This window comes from Daejeonella sp. H1SJ63 (assembly GCF_029360775.1).
Lineage (GTDB): Bacteria > Bacteroidota > Bacteroidia > Sphingobacteriales > Sphingobacteriaceae > Daejeonella.
Genome location: NZ_JARKMZ010000028.1, coordinates 680,892 through 698,776, shown reverse-complemented (window position 1 = coordinate 698,776; position 17,885 = coordinate 680,892). Strand labels below are relative to the sequence as shown.

17 protein-coding genes are annotated in these 17,885 nt (G+C 36.5%); 2 read left to right on the top strand and 15 right to left on the bottom strand.

Annotated features, from left to right (window positions below):
• Positions 1-560 precede the first annotated feature (560 nt).
• Positions 561-1,907 carry a PhoH family protein gene (locus P2W72_RS10780; RefSeq protein ID WP_276362076.1) on the top strand — a complete coding sequence of 449 codons (1,347 nt, stop codon included), beginning with the start codon at positions 561-563 and terminating at the stop codon, positions 1,905-1,907.
• 91 nt (positions 1,908-1,998) lie between these two features.
• On the opposite strand, the gene P2W72_RS10775 is transcribed toward P2W72_RS10780, so the two are convergent.
• From P2W72_RS10775 to P2W72_RS10705, 15 genes are all read right to left on the bottom strand, one after another.
• Positions 1,999-2,199, bottom strand: coding sequence for a cold shock domain-containing protein (locus P2W72_RS10775; protein ID WP_276362073.1), 201 nt, complete (start codon positions 2,197-2,199; stop codon positions 1,999-2,001).
• Positions 2,200-2,528: 329 nt separating this feature from the next.
• Positions 2,529-3,704: a hypothetical protein gene (locus P2W72_RS10770; RefSeq protein ID WP_276362069.1), complete on the bottom strand. Its 1,176-nt coding sequence runs from the start codon at positions 3,702-3,704 to the stop codon at positions 2,529-2,531.
• A 5-nt stretch (positions 3,705-3,709) separates the two neighbouring features.
• The gene (locus P2W72_RS10765) at positions 3,710-4,816 is read right to left on the bottom strand and encodes a hypothetical protein (protein ID WP_276362067.1); all 1,107 of its coding nucleotides are present in this window, start codon (positions 4,814-4,816) and stop codon (positions 3,710-3,712) included.
• Positions 4,817-4,818: 2 nt separating this feature from the next.
• On the bottom strand, positions 4,819-7,365 hold the full coding sequence (gene gyrA / locus P2W72_RS10760) for a DNA gyrase subunit A (protein ID WP_276362064.1): 2,547 nt from the start codon (positions 7,363-7,365) through the stop codon (positions 4,819-4,821).
• Between the two features lie 200 nt (positions 7,366-7,565).
• Positions 7,566-8,867, bottom strand: coding sequence for a deoxyribodipyrimidine photo-lyase (locus P2W72_RS10755; RefSeq protein ID WP_276362062.1), 1,302 nt, complete (start codon positions 8,865-8,867; stop codon positions 7,566-7,568).
• 12 nt (positions 8,868-8,879) lie between these two features.
• Positions 8,880-9,809, bottom strand: coding sequence for a TIGR01777 family oxidoreductase (locus P2W72_RS10750; protein WP_276362059.1), 930 nt, complete (start codon positions 9,807-9,809; stop codon positions 8,880-8,882).
• Positions 9,810-9,860: 51 nt separating this feature from the next.
• Complete coding sequence (locus tag P2W72_RS10745) at positions 9,861-10,289, bottom strand: SRPBCC family protein (RefSeq protein WP_276362056.1); 429 nt, start codon at positions 10,287-10,289, stop codon at positions 9,861-9,863.
• Positions 10,290-10,314: 25 nt separating this feature from the next.
• Positions 10,315-10,884 carry an isopentenyl-diphosphate Delta-isomerase gene (gene idi, locus P2W72_RS10740; RefSeq protein WP_276362054.1) on the bottom strand — a complete coding sequence of 190 codons (570 nt, stop codon included), beginning with the start codon at positions 10,882-10,884 and terminating at the stop codon, positions 10,315-10,317.
• Positions 10,881-11,345: a hypothetical protein gene (locus P2W72_RS10735; RefSeq protein WP_276362052.1), complete on the bottom strand. Its 465-nt coding sequence runs from the start codon at positions 11,343-11,345 to the stop codon at positions 10,881-10,883. The genes idi and P2W72_RS10735 overlap by 4 nt, the downstream gene beginning before the upstream one ends.
• The gene (locus P2W72_RS10730) at positions 11,342-12,178 is read right to left on the bottom strand and encodes a squalene/phytoene synthase family protein (RefSeq protein WP_276362050.1); all 837 of its coding nucleotides are present in this window, start codon (positions 12,176-12,178) and stop codon (positions 11,342-11,344) included. The genes P2W72_RS10735 and P2W72_RS10730 overlap by 4 nt, the downstream gene beginning before the upstream one ends.
• Before the next feature lie 4 nt (positions 12,179-12,182).
• On the bottom strand, positions 12,183-13,655 hold the full coding sequence (crtI, locus tag P2W72_RS10725; RefSeq protein WP_276362048.1) for a phytoene desaturase family protein: 1,473 nt from the start codon (positions 13,653-13,655) through the stop codon (positions 12,183-12,185).
• 2 nt (positions 13,656-13,657) lie between these two features.
• Positions 13,658-14,560 (bottom strand): MerR family transcriptional regulator, encoded by a 903-nt coding sequence (locus P2W72_RS10720; RefSeq protein ID WP_276362046.1) that lies wholly within the window; start codon positions 14,558-14,560, stop codon positions 13,658-13,660.
• A 98-nt stretch (positions 14,561-14,658) separates the two neighbouring features.
• Positions 14,659-15,060 (bottom strand): hypothetical protein, encoded by a 402-nt coding sequence (locus tag P2W72_RS10715; protein ID WP_276362044.1) that lies wholly within the window; start codon positions 15,058-15,060, stop codon positions 14,659-14,661.
• 15 nt (positions 15,061-15,075) lie between these two features.
• Entirely contained in the window at positions 15,076-15,984 is a 909-nt protein-coding gene (hemF, locus tag P2W72_RS10710) for an oxygen-dependent coproporphyrinogen oxidase (protein WP_276362041.1), read from the bottom strand.
• Between the two features lie 55 nt (positions 15,985-16,039).
• Positions 16,040-17,233, bottom strand: coding sequence for an MFS transporter (locus P2W72_RS10705; protein WP_276362039.1), 1,194 nt, complete (start codon positions 17,231-17,233; stop codon positions 16,040-16,042).
• Positions 17,234-17,398: 165 nt separating this feature from the next.
• On the opposite strand from P2W72_RS10705, the gene P2W72_RS10700 reads away from it, so the two are divergent.
• Positions 17,399-17,884: a YiiD C-terminal domain-containing protein gene (locus P2W72_RS10700; RefSeq protein ID WP_276362037.1), complete on the top strand. Its 486-nt coding sequence runs from the start codon at positions 17,399-17,401 to the stop codon at positions 17,882-17,884.
• Position 17,885: the final 1 nt, after the last annotated feature.

The window sequence follows — 17,885 nt, the reverse complement described above, 5'->3', positions numbered from 1 at the left end:
TAAACTTGAAGTTTTCTTGTTAATATTCTTATAAACAATTATTTATACAATTTTACAATCGATTTAATTGTTAATAACATCGATTTAATTGTTAATAATTTGTTTAAAATTAGCAATCGATTTTTCTTGACAAGTGCGTTTATTAACTTTACATTAGTATTGTTAAGTCGCTCGTACTTTGATAGCCTGAAATAATATCCTAACGAATCCGAAGCTCCAGGGCTTCATCAGATTACGGATAATTTAATTTTGAAAACCAGTATTTGGCCGAAAGGTTAAGTTTGGCAGACAATATCTCAAAAGACAGGCATTGCCTATGTTGTAAACATTTCACGGAATGCTTGCAATGAAAAAGTAAAGGGAATCGAAAACAAAAAGTTTGAAAAAACTGATGTAGCGGCCCGATTAAAGTAATGAAGACTTAATACTTTTGAGCAGCTACGGTTGCAAAAAAAGTTGAAACGGAGATCTGAATCGCAAGAGGATGGTCTCCGTTTTCTTTTTATACAAATTTTCAAGGTATACTCAGCTTCGGTCGATTTTCTCTAAATTTGGTTAAGATGGCTAAAGATAATTCAATAAAGGTTCAGGCTAAGATATTTGTGCTCGATACATCGGTGATACTTTACGATCATGATGCATTCCAAAATTTTAAGGAACACGATGTCGCAATTCCTATTCAGGTACTTGAAGAGCTGGATAATCTTAAGAGTGGTAACGATACCAGAAATTATGAAGCCAGAAGTTTTATCAGGCTGATGGATGATATCTCCAGGAACAAATTGATTAACGAATGGGTACCGTTAAAAGGGAAGGGCAGAGGCAAATTTAAGGTGGTTATGGACGACATTCCTGGTAAAGTTAATGCTGAAAAGGTTTTCGGTGAAGGTAAATTTGATCACAGGATATTAAATTCGGCTCTTAATCTGCAGGAACAACATCCTGAAAAAAAGGTTATTTTGGTTTCAAAAGATATCTGTCTGAGATTAAAAGCAAAGGCTTTAAACCTTTATTCAGAGGACTATGAAACCGGAAAGGTTAAAAATGTTGAAGAGCTTTATACCGGAAAAACCGTAATAGATAAGTTTGATGATAAACTTTCGACTTTACTCGTTAAATCAGGTTCTATATCGGTATCAGAAGCAAATTTCAAATTACCTGGCGAAAGTTGTTTTCTCATTCTTAAAAATAAGCGCAGATCAGTTTCCGCATATTATGATAAGAAAAATGAGGTGTTTCAGTATATACCCAGGCGATCAGTTTACAGCATTGAACCAAGAAATCCGGAGCAGGCATTTGCTATACATGCTTTAATGGATCCGGCAATTAAACTTGTAACTATTCAGGGAAATGCAGGAACAGGTAAGACATTGCTGGCTTTAGCCAGTGCTCTTGAGCAAAGAAAAAATTACAGGCAAATCTTTGTTACCAGACCAATTGTACCTTTAAGCAATAAAGATATTGGTTTCTTGCCTGGTGATATCAAATCTAAAATTGATCCATATATGGCACCTATATGGGACAATTTAAAGTTTATAAAAGATCAGCATGCTGACGATGAAAAGACACAGGCTAAAATTGATGAACTGATACTAACTGAAAAGATAAGCATTGCACCACTGGCTTATATAAGAGGAAGGACCCTTACCAAGATATTCTTCATTGTAGATGAAGCTCAAAACCTTACACCACACGAGATAAAGACAATTATTTCAAGAGCTGGTGAAGAGACTAAAATTGTATTTACCGGTGATATTTATCAGATAGATACTCCATATCTGGATGCTGAAAGTAACGGATTATCTTATCTGATTGATAAGGCTAAAAATCATCCTCTGTATGCACATATTACCTTACAGAAGGGTGAGCGAAGTGAACTTGCCAATCTTGCGAATGATTTACTTTAATAAATTATATAAAATCAGCTGATATTTTTGATATTAAACAAGAAAAGCACGTCTTTCGACATGCTTTTCTTTGTTCAATGATATATGTTGATTAGTATACAACTTTCACATTAACAGCGTTAAGGCCTTTTTTGCCACGCTCTACTTCGTACTGAACCTTATCGTTCTCACGGATTTGATCAATTAGACCAGATGAATGAACAAAAACATCCTCATCACCTGATTCTGCGGGAACGATGAATCCGAACCCTTTAGTTTCGTTAAAAAACTTTACTGTACCTTCTTTTTGCATTGTGTTATTTATTAATATAATAATCAAAGGTAATTAAATAGATTGACAACCTAAGAATTATTTTCAGTCTATTATTTTGAGTAGTGCATTTCTAACCATCATTTTTAAGGTTTCGGTCTTTGTTTTCAAAATATTTATTGTCTTATAATTAATATTATGTTAAATAAAATATTTATCTACCCCCTTCTTAAAGTACTCTATGACCATATATTGTTCTCCAAAGGAAATATCTTATTTGAAATATTCATACCGCCCCCTGTTAAAACAGATAAATAAAAAAAGAGCTTAAACGTTATTGTTTAAGCTCTTTAAAACCGATATATTAAGAATTAAAGCTTTTCAATCTGGGCTGATATCTCATCAACCTTAGCCTGATTCTTTTTAATTATGTAATATGTTTTTAAATTTTCAAGTGCAATTCGCGACTTAGGATCAAGTTCATTGGCCTTGCTTATATAAGGAAATGCCTTTTCAAGGTCTTCACCTGCAGCTTTAATCATTGCATCGTATTCCTTTTGCTGATTCTGAGGAAGCTGATTTGCTTTATTAAATAAATTAATTGCCTTATTTAATAAAACACCACCCACGTTAATATATGCATCTGCAAAGTTTCCGTCAATTTTAATGGCTTGAAGGTAAGATTCTTCAGCTTTAACAGCCTCACCGATAGTGCTGTATGCTATACCTAAGTAATATGGATACAATTTATTGCTTGGATTTTTAGCTGCCTGATCAGAAATTTTGGTAATTACTTCCTTTTGCTTTCCTGACATCAGGCTTAATTCAATTTCCTGAGTAGCTAATTGTGAATCATTGAATTTACTTGCGCCTTCAGAAGCAATGCTAATAGCTTTTGCTGTGTCGCCTTCCATGGTGTATAAACGGGACAGATCAAGATAAATTGATTTATTAGCAGAAAAATTAGTTTTGATCAGGTCTTCATAACGTTTAATACCATCCTTATAATTTTTGGCATTTATAGCTGATAAACCTGCATAATAAGTGATTGTAGTATCACCCGGACGGAATGCCAAAGCATTATTGAAATAAGTATAGGCATCAGCAAAACTACTGGTTTGATATGCTTTAACACCCTGATTTAATTCATATTGGCTGAAAATTGCACTTGATGCATTATCAAGGTTAGCTTTGTTCTCGCCGGCTTTATCTAATTCAACTGCTTTTTTATGTGCTGCTTTCGCTTCTTCAATTAATGGTTTAGAACTTGCAGGAACTGTATCAAGTAAAGCTAATTCGCCATAAATCAATGCTTTATAAGTCCATGCTGCAGGATCTTCTAAAGTTTTAGGATGAACCACTGCCTTATCAACAGATGATTTTGCAGTTTGCAGATTAGGAACAGCTAACATCATTGAATTAGCTTCCTTTAATCCCAGGAATTTTTCATAGTTACTTTTAGCACTTGCAAGCTCTCCTTTCTGTGCAAAGGCAAGTAAAGAAGAAGCTGAAAAAACAGCTGCTAAAATGAAAGATTTAATTTTCATGTTATTTAATTTAATTTGAGTTGGTTTATTCTGTTATTGATTTTTTGTAGTTCAGTAGTTTCGCCGTTATGTTTATACAAAATAGACAATGATGTAAGCGATTTTAGTTCGTATGGATCTATCTCATTTGCCTTGGTCAGGTAAAATTTAGATAAATACATTAAATTATCTTTCCCCTTGTCTTTAAGATATAAATTTAAGTAAAGTAATCCTAACGCATAATTTGCTTCATAATTATTCGGATTGATATTTAATATTGCTTTATAATACTCCTCTGCTTTTGGAATATTACCGGTCATCTCATACGAAAAGCCTGCCAGATAGTTCAAATTAATGTTATTCTCATCTAATTTCAGAGCCTGAGTGGTAAAATTAATAATATCCCCATACTCATTTCGGTTTAGAAGAATATTCAATAATTTAAAAACAAGATCACGGTTTGCAGGATAAGCATTACTTCCCTCGCTAAGTACCCGGATAGTATTTCTTTCATCATTTAATGTCTCATAAATGTTTGCTAAGACCATATAATATTCAGGTTTAGGTCTTTTTGAGATCATTTTTTCATAATATCCTGCAGACCTCTGATAATAACCCAATTCCTGACAAAGCAATGCAAGATTATGAGTAATGGAGATATTGTCTTTATCTATGGAATCGAGAATCGTGAAATACTTTAAAGCATCTGCATATTTCCTGTTTTTAAAAGAAGTATTAGCTCTGTAAAGGTAAGTCTGCCTTAACTGTGCTTCTATATAAGTTATTTCAGCAATTGCATCCTCTCTGTATTTGGAGTTATTGATAAACTTTAGCGAATGAAGGGCAACCTCTAAAGGATCTTTTTTATACGAATATTTGAGGTTTGAGTCGACCCTTGCCAGCGTAGAATAAACCAATGTTCTAATCAGGTTATTCTTAAAAGTATTGGAATCTGATTTTGTTTTATAAGCATCATCAATAAGTTTACGGGCATTCTCCAGCTTTTTAATATCCTTACCGGAGGTATATTGCGCAAAATTATTCATTGCATCTTTGGTAACAGGTGTCTGAGCCCCTGCTTTCGCAAGGGTCAGAAATACAATACCAACAAGAAGTATGAATACTTTATTCATATTTATTCATTTTCTGGAACTCCGGTCTCAGAATCACTTATTTCTCCTTCCTCTCCGGTCTGATTATCTTCATCTTCCTCCTCGCGTTCAACTTTTGCAATGGACGCAATGGAATCGTCGCCCTTCAGAGTAATTAATCTTACACCCTGAGTTGCTCTTCCCATTACACGAAGATCACCAACCCCTATTCTGATTACAATACCTGATTTATTAATAATCATCAGGTCATCATTATCTGTAACATCCTTAATAGCAACAAGTTCGCCTGTTTTATCAGTTACATTGATAGTTTTAACGCCTTTACCTCCTCGGTTAGTAACGCGATAATCTTCAATATCTGTACGTTTACCATAACCATTTTCTGAAACTACCAGTACTGTTATTTCAGGATTATTGATACTGATCATACCTACAACCTCATCTTTATCATGAGCAAGGGTAACACCACGTACTCCTGTTGCGGTTCTTCCCATAGGACGGACAGTAGATTCATTGAAACGGATAGCTCTTCCTGAACGTAAAGCCATCACAATTTCACTTTCTCCGTTTGTCAGACATGCCTCCAATAACTGATCGCCATCATTAATATTGATAGCATTAATACCATTTGCACGCGGACGGGAATATGCTTCCAGCGAAGTCTTTTTAATAGTACCCTTTTTGGTACACATGATGATAAAGTTGTTGTCCAGATAATCCTGATCTTTCAGATTTACAACTTTAATGTATGCTTTAATATTTTCCTCTTTCGGAATATTAATCACATTTTGAATTGCCCTTCCTTTACTGGTTCTTGTACCTTCAGGAATTTCAAATACTCTAAGCCAGAAGCACTTACCGGTTTCAGTAAAGAACAGCATGTAATTATGGTTAGAAGCAATAAGCATATGCTCTATGAAATCTTTATCTCTTGACTGAGATCCCATAGAACCTTTACCACCTCTGCCCTGCTTACGGTACTCAGTTAATGGGGTACGTTTGATATATCCCTCATGAGAAATAGTAATCACAACTTCTTCATCAACGATGAAGTCTTCCATACGCATATCTTCTGCAGAGTGGGTTATGGATGTGCGGCGTTCATCACCGAATTTATCTCTGATCTCAACAAGCTCTTCGGTAATGATACGCATACGTAAACCTTCATCAGCCAGAACTGATTTTAAGTACTCAATGGTATTCATTAACTCTGCATATTCTTCTTTGATCTTATCACGCTCAAGTCCTGTTAAACGACGTAAAGTCATATCCAGGATAGCTCTTGCCTGAAGGTCGGATAAATTGAAACTTTCCATCAAACCTACACGTGCATCATCCGGACTGTTTGAAGCCCGTATCAATTTGATCACTTCATCCAGATGATCCAGTGCTATAAGTAATCCTTCAAGGATATGTGCTCTTTTCTCTGCTTCTGCAAGATCAAATTTAGTTCTGCGGATAACAACTTCATGACGGTGATCAACAAAATGCCTGATCAGATCCTTGAGATTTAACATCATCGGACGACCATTAACCAAAGCAATATTATTTACACTGAATGAAGTTTGAAGTGCGGTATATTTAAAAAGGTTATTTAGTACTACAGAGGCGTTCGCATCGCGTTTGATCTCGTAAACGATACGCATTCCATCCCTGTCAGATTCATCCCTGATCTCACTGATCCCTTCAATCTTCTTATCATTAACAAGGCCCGCAGTTTGCTCGATCATATTAGCCTTATTGACCTGATACGGAATCTCATTCACAATGATCCGTTCGCGATCACCTTTATAAACTTCGATCTCGGCCTTGGCACGCATTACAATTCTGCCTCTGCCTGTTTCAAATGCTTCCTGAACACCAGAATAACCATAGATAATTCCTCCTGTCGGGAAATCAGGGGCTTTAACATAATGCATGAGTTCAGCCACGGTTATCTCATTATTACCAATGTATGCTATCGTTGCATTAACAACTTCAGTCAAATTATGAGGAGGCATATTGGTTGCCATACCTACTGCAATACCCGAAGCGCCGTTTACCAGTAAGTTTGGAATACGGGATGGAAGAACAGTAGGTTCTTCCAGTGTATCATCAAAATTAAGCTGAAAATCAACAGTTTCTTTATTGATATCTGCCAGCATTTCTTCAGCAAGTTTCTTTAAACGTGCCTCAGTATAACGCATTGCTGCCGGAGAGTCACCATCAATTGATCCAAAGTTACCTTGCCCGTCAACCATCGGATAACGCAAACTCCAGTCCTGAGCCATACGAACCATGGCAAAATAAACAGAAGAATCACCATGCGGATGATACTTACCTAAAACATCCCCTACAATACGGGCAGATTTTTTATGGGGCTTAGTGCTCGTTACACCCAGATCCAACATGCCATAAAGCACTCTCCGGTGAACCGGCTTAAGTCCATCGCGAACATCGGGAAGAGCCCTGGAAACAATTACTGACATCGAATAATCGATGTAAGCGGATTTCATTTCCTCTTCAATATTAATTGGAATTATTCTGTCGTTCTCGGGTACTAAATTATCATTTTCTGTATCTTCAGCCATGTTATAATTGGTTCTGATTAATTGTTTAAATTCTCAGGCATGAATTGATTTGCCGTAAAAAAATATTCACATTTACCTAAGTGCGAAGTTAGTAATTTTCGTGGTTTAAAAGGCCACGAAGGAAAAATATTCGGGCAGAAATTAGTCTTTTTCTATGAGATGATAAGGAACGCAAAGTGAATCAGAATATTGAAATAGTTCTACTCCAATACGCCCTGTTTATAAACTTCCAAAGCTCTTTTTCTGGCAAACTCATGGTCTACTACCGGGATAAGATAATCGGCCCTGAAGCCTGGTATCCATTTTCTGATATATGATAGTTTTGGGTCAAATTTCAGTGTTTGTGCTGAAGGATTAAAAATTCTGAAATATGGCGCTGCATCACAACCGCTTCCTGCCGCCCATTGCCAGTTGCCATTATTTGCGGAGAGGTCATAGTCAAGTAATTTATGGGCAAAATATGCCTCACCCCATCTCCAGTCTATCAGTAAATGTTTGCAAAGAAATCCGGCTGTGATCATCCTTACCCGATTATGCATTAATCCGGTTTCATTAAGCTGTCTCATTCCGGCATCAACTAAAGGATAACCAGTTTCTCCCCTGCACCATTTCCGGAATTCGTCTTCATTATTTCTCCATTTAATCTGGTCGTATTTCTTCTTGAAACTACCATTTACCACGTATGGGAAATGATAAAGTATCATCATAAAGAATTCTCTCCAGATTAATTCATTTAACCATTGTTCATTCCATTTCAGGGCTGACTTAACAAGTTGCCTAATGCTTACTGTGCCAAACCGCAGGTAAACACTGGCCATACTTGTTCCTTCAACTGAAGGTAAATTGCGATACTCATGATATTCACTGATTCTTTTTTCGGATATATTAATCTCCGGGAAATGAAAATCTGCATCTTCAAAGCCTAAATCATTCAGAGAGGGAATAGTAAAAGACTTAGTTTTAAACAAATTAAACAGATGATTTTCTGAAGGGAGCAATTGAATATCCTCTTCTTTCAGACTTCCCTTCCATTTTCTGGAATAAGGAGTAAAAACTGTATAGGGTGTTCCATCTGATTTAATTATCTCTGATTTTTCAAATACAACCTGATCCTTAAAAGTTCTGAATGGGATATTTTTTTGACTCAGCATTTTTTCTACTGACGAATCTCTTTTTATGGCATAAGGCTCATAATCATGATTAGTATAAACTGCTTTTACAGCGAACTCTGTAGTTAATTTATCAAATGCATCTTCAACAGAACCATAGATGACATAAATACCTGATCCCCTATTAATAAATTCAGCTTGAAGCTGACTTAAGCTTGAATGGATAAAAGCTACCCTCCTATCTTTTTTGTCCTGAAGCTTATCCAGTATTTCAGTATCAAAAATAAAAACAGGCAAGACCGGAAAATCTCCTTTTAATGCATGAAATAAGGCTGACTGATCATTTATTCTAAGATCTCTCCTGAACCAGCAGATACTAATTTCCTTTTTCATTCAGAAACAGGATTAGTGTGAATAGATCTCCTTTAATGCATCTTTAAGGCCCGGATAGCGGAAGTGAAAGCCCATATTAAGTAATTTTCGGGAAGATGTTCTATTGCTGTTAAGTATGACTGTGCTCATCTCGCCTAACAATGCTTTAAGCACAAATTCAGGAACATTAACCGGCCAAACTGGTCTGAAAAGTACCCTTGCTAAAATCCTGGTAAATTCTGAATTGGTTACCGGCAAGCTGCTGCATGCATTATAGGTACCTTTATATTCAGGATTAGCTACTGCACTCTCGAAAATTGCAAGCAGATCGGTAAGATGAATCCATGGCATCCATTGTTTCCCTGAACCTAATGCTGCACCCAGGAAGAAATTAACAGTTCTTGCCATTTCAACCAATGCCCCCCCCTGACGTGCAAGGACCAGACCGATTCTGAGTTTCACGATACGCATATTGAGTTGAGCACCCTCATCAATAGCTCCCTCCCACTTTTTGCAACATTCGGCCAGGAAATCAGAGCCGCCTGAACTGTCTTCAGTCAGAATCTCGTCTGCCCTGTCGCCGTAAAAGCCAATTGCAGAAGCAGATATAAACGTTTTAACAGGTGATTTTGTTTCTGAAATAGCCTTGTAAAGTAATTTAACAGATTCCACTCTGCTATCAATTATTAACTGTTTCCGGCTATTGGTCCAGCGTCTTTCAGCAACCCCTGCACCTGCAAGATTAATAATCGTATCTATTCCTGCGAATGCATTTTTGTCTATCTGCTTATTCTCAACATCCCAGTGAAAGGCTTTTGCTCCTTTGATATTTTCCGGACTTCTGGAAAGTACTGCAACTGTATGTCCCTTTTCCTGAAGGAATCTGATCAGTTTAGAGCCAATCAGTCCACTTGCACCTGTAATAAGAATACTTTTTGTAGAGGTATTTGCTGAATTATTCATTGATTATTAAATAGCCTGAATTATCTGGTTATATATCTGTATCAAAACTGGTCATTTTTGTTCAGGTTTTCTGAAAATCTGATCCAAAACTTTTGCCCGGAATATAAAAATATTTTCAACCTTTTTCCTAACAAGTATAGAATGTGCCATTTGACCAATTATACCTAAAGGCAGCTGATATCTTACTTCATCTTTCATCAAAACTCCATTTTCCTGCTGAATAAAGGTATGCTTATGTTCCCACAATTTATATGGCCCTTTCAATTGACGATCAGCAAAACAGTTAGGTTTATCAACCATAAATATTTCTGTTTGCCAATACAGCGGAAGCCCGAACAATGGTTTAACTGTATAGTCAATAAGCATACCATCATAAATTTCAAGCTCCCCAGGATCTGTTAAAACTTTAAAGTCCATTTCAGGAGGGGTAATCCTGGCAAGATTTCCAGGCGAAGAGAAGAATTCCCAGGCTACCTCCATTGTAACAGGTAATAAATGTTCTGAATTAAACTGAAATATCATATTTAAACCTTGATTTAGTAATCTGCTTTTTTAGTTTCGGCAGGCAGATCTTTAGCCATGGGGTATAATTTTCAGGATGAATTAAAATTTCAGATTCAAGCTCATTTAAGCCAATATATCTCCAGCTTTTAACTTCATCTTTATTCAGAACAGGCTGATCATTACTAATGCCTATAAAAACATGATCAAATTCATGCTCTGTCAGGCCATTTGTAAATTGATATTTATAGATAAAGCTGAAACTGAACTCAGGTTCAACTACCATGCCCATTTCTTCTTTCAACCGACGCTTGCATGCATCAAGAGTTAGTTCCTCGGGCCTTGGGTGACTGCAGCAGGTATTGGTCCACAATCCGGGGGAATGATACTTTGTGTCGGCGCGCTGTTGAAGGATAAGTTTGCCTTCAGTATTAAAAATAAACACAGAAAATGCCCGGTGTAACAAACCTGATTGATGTACTGATAATTTATCCTGAATACCGATTTCTTCATCTTTTTCATTAACTAAAATCATCGGTTCATTATCTGTAGCAGTAGCTTTAGTTAAACTCATGTTTTTTTCAAATAATTGTTAATTGCTTGCTTTAGTTCATGATCTTCCAGTGAAGCCAATGAGGAAATGAGAAACTCTTTATCCTGCTTTTTATTCTGGCTATAATTTAAGAACGCAGGAACACTGTTCTGAATTGTATATCTGAGGAATCTTAGTTCTACATTATTCTTATCAGTATTAATAGCCTTTTCTAACATAATTCTGCCCTTTTTAAAATAGGATAATTTACTGAACGGGTTAATAACGTGTTTTGCCATCAGCATAATTGCTCCTGCATGATAACCGGAATATAAGGGATTAATTTTTACGTTAAATGGCTCCAATATTTGGATCAGCTTTTTACATTCCTGTTCTGAATTAACAGATCGGTGGAACATCTTCCTGACTTCTTTGATTGGCAAATTATTGGCAAATAAAGAAGATGACTGAATTAAAAGAAATATAAATACAAGCTGTTTCACACAAGGTTTAATTTATTTTGAACCATACAGTTGATCATAAGACTTAATTTTCTGCCATTGTTAATTCTTACGCGTTCTGTCATCACCCGGGCAGCAGGAATTTTTTTTATTTTTTCAAATAATGATTTATAATATATATATGCCAGATAAACTCCTCCTTTAGAACTTGCAGGCAGCATCCTGATACCCTGTAAAGCAATTTTAAAATCTGCTTCAATCTCAAGCTCAATTTGCTCCTTAGCCAGAGTATTAAACTCTGATATATTAACATTTGGAAAATAACTCCTTCCCAAAAGCTGATAATCATCCTTCAGATCCCTGAGGAAGTTTACTTTCTGAAAGGCTGCACCAAGTTTCATCGCATACGGCTTAAGCTCATTAAACTGCTTTAAATTGCCTTCAGTAAATACATGAAGGCACATCAGACCAACAACTTCTGCAGATCCAAGTATATATTGCTCGTACCTTTCAGTATTATATTCAATCTTGTCCAGATCCATTTCCATGCTTTGAAGAAATATATCAATCAGATCTGTACAGATATTATACTGATGCACGGCCTGCTGAAAAGAATTCAGGATTGGATTTAACGAAATTCTGCTTTCAATAGCTTCATGGGTTTCCTTTTTAAATTTTTCAAGCAAAAATTTCTTGTCATAGCCCTCAAAGCTGTCTACGATTTCATCAGCAAGCCGGACAAAACCATAAATTGAATAAATTGAATTCCTGAATCTGTTATTCAGAAAGTAAATACCTAATGAAAAACTTGTACTGTAAGCACGCGTTGTCATTTTACTTACTTCAACTGAAAGGTTATCATACAATAGTTTCATCGGACTATTTGTTTAAATATTTATGCAATTGTCCTGCAGCCACTTTTCCCGAAATTATTGCAGGCGGGACGCCGGGACCGGGTACAGTCAGCTGACCAGTATAAAACAGGTTATTTACTTTTTTATTTTTCAGGGATGGTTTCAGGATCGCTGTTTGCATTAATGTATTAGCCAAACCATATGCATTGCCTTTAAATGAATTATAATCGCTTATGAAATCGTTCACACAATAAGACTTTTTATAATCAATGGACCCTGAAATATTTTCGCCAATATACTTTTGCAGGCGATCCAGCATAATCTCAAAATACTTTTCTCTTAGCTCTTCCAGATCATTTAATCCCGGTGCCAAAGGCATTAAAAAGAATAAATTTTCATGACCTTCAGGCGCTACTGAATCATCAGACCTGGAAGGACAGCACACATAAAACAGTGGCTTATCAGGCCATTTTGGACTCTTGTAAATTTCAATTGCGTGTTTCTCCAGATCCTCGTCAAAAAATAAGGTATGATGATTTATTGATTTGATTTTTTTATTTAAGCCTACGTAAAATATCAGACAAGAGGGCGCAAATGTTTTCTTATCCCAGTATTCAGGCCGATAATTACGATACTCAGCCGGAAGTAATTTGTTCTCAGTATGATGATAATCTGATGAAGCAATCAGGGCATCGCAATCTATCTTTTCGCCATTGACTATCACCCCTGTAACTTTATCGTTTTCCAGAACAATCTGATCAACAGGTGAATTGAAATTATATTTTACACCATTCTTTGTACCGATTTCCATCATAGCCTCTATTACCTTCCCAAAGCCACCTTCCGGATACCATGTGCCAAGTTTCAGTCCCGCATAATTCATTAAACTGTAGAGTGCCGGAGTATCCTGAGGCATTGCGCCAAGAAAAAGTACAGGAAATTCCATCAGAGCTACAAGCTTCGGATTTGAAAAGAACTTTCTGACATGCTTTCTGAAAGAACTAAATACCTGAAGCCGTAAAGTTCCCTTCATCAGATCCAAGTCTGCAAATTCTGTCCAGGATAATCCTGGTTTGTAAACAAGGCTACCCATTCCGGTCTCATATTTATACTGAGCTTCATTCATAAATTGCTTCAACCTTGTTGCACTTCCCTTTTCTATTGACTCAAACAATAATTCAAGTGCTGAATATGTTTCAGGAACACTTAATACTTCGCCCTGAGGGAAAACAATATCAAACGAGGGACTAAGTAATTTTAGTTTGTAGAAATCAGATACTTTATATCCAAAATCATTAAAAAAAATTTCAAATACATCAGGCATCCAATACCAACTTGGCCCCATATCAAAAACATAGCCCTTATCTTTTAATTGTCTTGCCCTTCCTCCCGGAGTACCGTTCTTTTCAAGCACAAGAACTTCATGTCCGGCAGCAGACAAATAAGACGCTGTACTTAAACCGGAAAAACCAGACCCAATGACGATTATCCTTGACATTATTAATTTGAATGAACTTCTGAACCTGATTTTAAAGTATTTTCAAGACTATTAATGGAGTGCAAACACTCTGTTCTATCAGTTAATTTGAGACCTGAAATCAATTTAGGATTTCCCGCTATATAAAACTTATTACCCTTAAAATAATGATTTAATTCAGCTATCTGCTCCTGAATCATTTCAGCATGATCAAAATGAACTAAAAACATGAGCAGGTTATCCGGGTTTACATCATTAATAGCTGAAATGACGGATTCCAACGGAACATCACAGCCCAGATATATTACCTTCCCACCATTGTCCCGGATAATAAAATGAGCAAAAAGCAAAGCAATTTCATGAAACTCATTTTCGGGGAGAAAGAGTAACCAGCTTTCTGAATCTGCATCGGGTACCCTGGTTGATTCAATTATAACTGAAAGCTTTTGCCTGATTATATTACTAATAAAATGTTCATGCACAGTTGGTAATATGTCTGCTGCCCACATTAATCCTAAACGATTCATAAGAGGGAGAATGACATTAATATATGTGCCCCTTAACCCTAAAGTTTCAAGAGCTTTTGCAAATACCTGATTAAAATAAATATCGTCATACCTCATTCCTGCCGAGAGAAGCTGAGAGATGTAATATTCATTTGCACTCTTGTCTGGCTCAATCAATAATTTTCTGACAAGTTTAAAAAGTTCATCATCGCTTAATATCCCTAATGCAGAAACCTTATGACCGCTTTCCATCATACTAACGATATTAAGAAGACGGGATAATTGCTTGTCGTTATAATATCTGGTATTTCCTTCTGAACGCTGCGGACTTAATGCATTGTATCTCTGCTCCCATATCCTGATGGTATGGGCTTTAATTCCGGAGAATTGCGATAACTGAGAGATTGAGAATAAATTCATTGTTTAAATTTATAGTAAAAAATTTAAACAAAACTATTTTCAAATATTATGACAATCTGATGTTAATAAAAGATTCCGAAAATATGCTGAATTGATACTTATTTAATTTTTTTCCAGTATTCTTCTACAATCATTCCATTGGGAAGAATACCGTTGATGGTTAATTTAGCATCATTAATTGAGAATTTGTATGCTATTCTGACATCTGTGTTTTGAGAAGGTCTGCTGCTGAATTTGCTGGTGATGTAAATACTGTCAGCTCTGATTTCATATATGCCTGAGTTATACAATTCAGGCTCATTACTCCCTTCAAGCATAAAGGCTTCATACGTATCTTTTGCATAAGTTCTTTGCAAAAGAAATTCAGTTGATGCTTTCTGAGACCTGCCATTGTATATTCCACCGTCATATTGCCAGGTACCGTTTAATGGTCCGGAACTGCAGGAGCTGATAATTATCAGACAAATGGACGGCAGTATAAATTTCAGATGCTTTTTCATTTCAACATTTCATAATTAAACCCAATTGATGCCTTTTTTTAAAAGATTCAGGGTATTTTCTTCCTCAGATCCGGTATCAGGTTTAAAATCGTAAGTCCAGTTAGCCTGAGGTGGTAAACTCATCAGTATAGATTCGATCCGGCCATTCGTTTCAAGTCCGAATTTAGTACCTGCATCATAAACCAGATTAAATTCAACATAGCGGCTTCTGCGCTGATATTGCCAGTCTTTATGTATATCGTTATAGGTCTTATCCTTATTTCTGCTGATCAATTCTGAATAAACAGGAACAAAAGTTCTGCCAACTGCTTTTGAGAATTCAAAAATAGATTCCCAGTCCAGTCCGGTAGATTCCGGATTTAAACGATCATAAAAAATGCCACCAATACCCCTTGTTTCATTCCGGTGCTTAATGAAGAAATAGTCATCGGCCCATTTTTTGAATTTTGTATAGAAGTCGAGTTTAAAACGGTCGCAGGTATCTTTCAGGGCTGAATGAAAGAATTGAGCATCCTCCTTTATAACATAGTGCGGTGTAAGATCAATACCACCTCCAAACCAGCGTAATTCCCTGCCTGCTTCTCCGGTCATCTCAAAATACCGGATGTTCATATGAATGATCGGAATCCAGGGATGGTCAGGATGTATTACTATGGAGACACCGGTTGCAAAAAAGTCATCTGTACTAACGCCAAAGGCCTTTTTTATAGCATCCGGCAATTTACCATGAACTGCAGAAAAGTTTACTCCACCTTTTTCAAGAAAACTACCGTTTTGAATAATCCGGGTACGTCCACCTCCTCCTCCATCTCTTTCCCATAACTCTTCCCGAAATTTTCCTTTACCATCAGCCCGTTCAAGCCCGGCACATATTTCATCCTGAATCTCCTGATAAGCTTCAGCAATCTGCTCCTTCGTAATCATGAATCAAAAATGAGGTTTTTATTAATAAGACGAAAGGAATTCTAAAATTCAGGGATTAACTTATTTCAAGATAGTCGAGATCCTTGCCAAAAGTTTCCTTCAGCTGATACAGAGCAATCAATGCAATGATCAGGGATATAAAACCGACTACCAAAGCACTGTTTATTATACCAATACTACCCTTTAAAGCTGTAAAAGATAACGTTGCAAGTACAAGAGAACCACGAACAAAATTAGGAACTGTTGTAGTTACCGTAGCCCTGAGATTAGTCCCAAACTGTTCTGAAGCAATCGTAACAAATGTTGCCCAGTATCCTGAAGAGAACCCAAGGAAAAGCGTTAGCCATATAAACTGTTGTGAATTCATTCCTTCCGCATTCAGATATACAACAATGCTTACTGCTGTCAGAAGCAGGAAAATAAGCATAACTTTCTTTCTTGATCTCCACATCTGACTAAGAAAGCCTGCAACAACATCGCCGATAGCAATACCGATATAGCAATACATAATCCCGGTTCCGGCTGAAAGAGGTTCAGTTGCATTCAGCTCTTTGCCGAATTCTGGAGAAAATGTAACCAGCACACCCACAACAAACCAAAGGGGTATACCAATTAATATACAGCTTAAATATTTCCTGAAGCGTTTCCCATCAGAAAACAGCATAAATATATTGCCTTTACTTACATTATCCTGCTGCAGATTTTTAAACATTCCTGATTCTGCAAGACTAACACGCATTGCCAGAAGCATTAGTCCCATTACACCTCCGATGATATAAGATGTCTCCCATGTATAATGTTCGCCAATAATTGCGGCAGCTACTGCTCCCATCAGCCCCACACCGGCAACAATCATTGTACCATAACCACGGTTCTCTTTACTCATAGTTTCAGTTACCAAAGTAATCCCGGCACCCAGTTCACCTGCCAGACCTATTCCGGCAATAAAGCGAATTGCTGCATATGCAGGGACACTGGTGACAAAACCATTGGCAAGATTAGCAAGGGAATATAAAAGTATAGATCCGAATAATACACTTATCCTGCCTTTCTTATCGCCTAATACACCCCAAAGAATACCTCCAAGTAACATTCCAAACATCTGGCTGTTAATGAGCATGGTTCCTACATCAAGCAGATCAGCATCAGGCACGCCAAGTCCCTTAAGACTTTTAACACGTATTACTGAAAAAAGGATCAGATCATAGATATCTACAAAGTAACCAAGGGCAGCTACTAATACTATCATCCTTACATTTTTGGCATCGGTTTTATTCGTATCCATCATAAATATTTGAGATTCCCAATCTACAAACAAAATTGAAAAACCGAAACAGTTGAATGGATATGTAATCAGATTGTAATTGCTGCAGTCTGATTTTATTAATCAGGGCATTTTTTTGATATTAGCTTCATGTTAATTTCTGAGAATACGTTAAAGTGGGCAATGAGATTTTATCCACCCTTATTTTTTCAAAGAATATGGGTTCAGAAATTTGATAAGGACTTCACCGGTGTTCATGTGAAAATTTTCAGGAGTTTTATCAATATTAATTATAACCGTTCAATTTTTGGAGGGACTATTTTCAGCGCTTCCGATCCTTTTTATGCTTTATTGTTTGATCAGATATTAAAACGAAAAGGTATAAAATGCAGGGTATGGCTTAAAAGTGCAGATATTAAGTATTTAAAACCCGGCAAAACCAATCTTTATTTTAAAATCAGTCTTACAGAAGATGAGATTAATGAAGCGGAAACCACATTAAAGACTGTTGGAAAGTTTGTGAAAGCCTACCCGGTTGAAATATATAATAAAGATGGTGTACTTTGTGCAACTGTGAACAATGAAGTATACATACGTAACTTGTTTAAAGGAGAGGAACATACCATCGCTTATTAAG

Excerpts from the sequence above, each read along its gene's own strand:
- crtI (WP_276362048.1), bottom strand. The coding sequence starts at position 13,655 with ATGTCAAGGATAATCGTCATTGGGTCTGGTTTTTCCGGTTTAAGTACA.
- P2W72_RS10705 (WP_276362039.1), bottom strand. The coding sequence starts at position 17,233 with ATGATAGTATTAGTAGCTGCCCTTGGTTACTTTGTAGATATCTATGAT.
- P2W72_RS10770 (WP_276362069.1), bottom strand. The coding sequence starts at position 3,704 with ATGAAAATTAAATCTTTCATTTTAGCAGCTGTTTTTTCAGCTTCTTCT.
- P2W72_RS10775 (WP_276362073.1), bottom strand. The coding sequence starts at position 2,199 with ATGCAAAAAGAAGGTACAGTAAAGTTTTTTAACGAAACTAAAGGGTTC.
- P2W72_RS10780 (WP_276362076.1), top strand. The coding sequence starts at position 561 with ATGGCTAAAGATAATTCAATAAAGGTTCAGGCTAAGATATTTGTGCTC.
- gyrA (WP_276362064.1), bottom strand. The coding sequence starts at position 7,365 with ATGGCTGAAGATACAGAAAATGATAATTTAGTACCCGAGAACGACAGA.
- P2W72_RS10715 (WP_276362044.1), bottom strand. The coding sequence starts at position 15,060 with ATGAAAAAGCATCTGAAATTTATACTGCCGTCCATTTGTCTGATAATT.
- P2W72_RS10730 (WP_276362050.1), bottom strand. The coding sequence starts at position 12,178 with ATGAAACTATTGTATGATAACCTTTCAGTTGAAGTAAGTAAAATGACA.
- P2W72_RS10765 (WP_276362067.1), bottom strand. The coding sequence starts at position 4,816 with ATGAATAAAGTATTCATACTTCTTGTTGGTATTGTATTTCTGACCCTT.
- P2W72_RS10750 (WP_276362059.1), bottom strand. The coding sequence starts at position 9,809 with ATGAATAATTCAGCAAATACCTCTACAAAAAGTATTCTTATTACAGGT.
- hemF (WP_276362041.1), bottom strand. The coding sequence starts at position 15,984 with ATGATTACGAAGGAGCAGATTGCTGAAGCTTATCAGGAGATTCAGGAT.
- idi (WP_276362054.1), bottom strand. The coding sequence starts at position 10,884 with ATGAGTTTAACTAAAGCTACTGCTACAGATAATGAACCGATGATTTTA.
- P2W72_RS10700 (WP_276362037.1), top strand. The coding sequence starts at position 17,399 with ATGTTAATTTCTGAGAATACGTTAAAGTGGGCAATGAGATTTTATCCA.
- P2W72_RS10720 (WP_276362046.1), bottom strand. The coding sequence starts at position 14,560 with ATGAATTTATTCTCAATCTCTCAGTTATCGCAATTCTCCGGAATTAAA.
- P2W72_RS10745 (WP_276362056.1), bottom strand. The coding sequence starts at position 10,289 with ATGGAGGTAGCCTGGGAATTCTTCTCTTCGCCTGGAAATCTTGCCAGG.
- P2W72_RS10755 (WP_276362062.1), bottom strand. The coding sequence starts at position 8,867 with ATGAAAAAGGAAATTAGTATCTGCTGGTTCAGGAGAGATCTTAGAATA.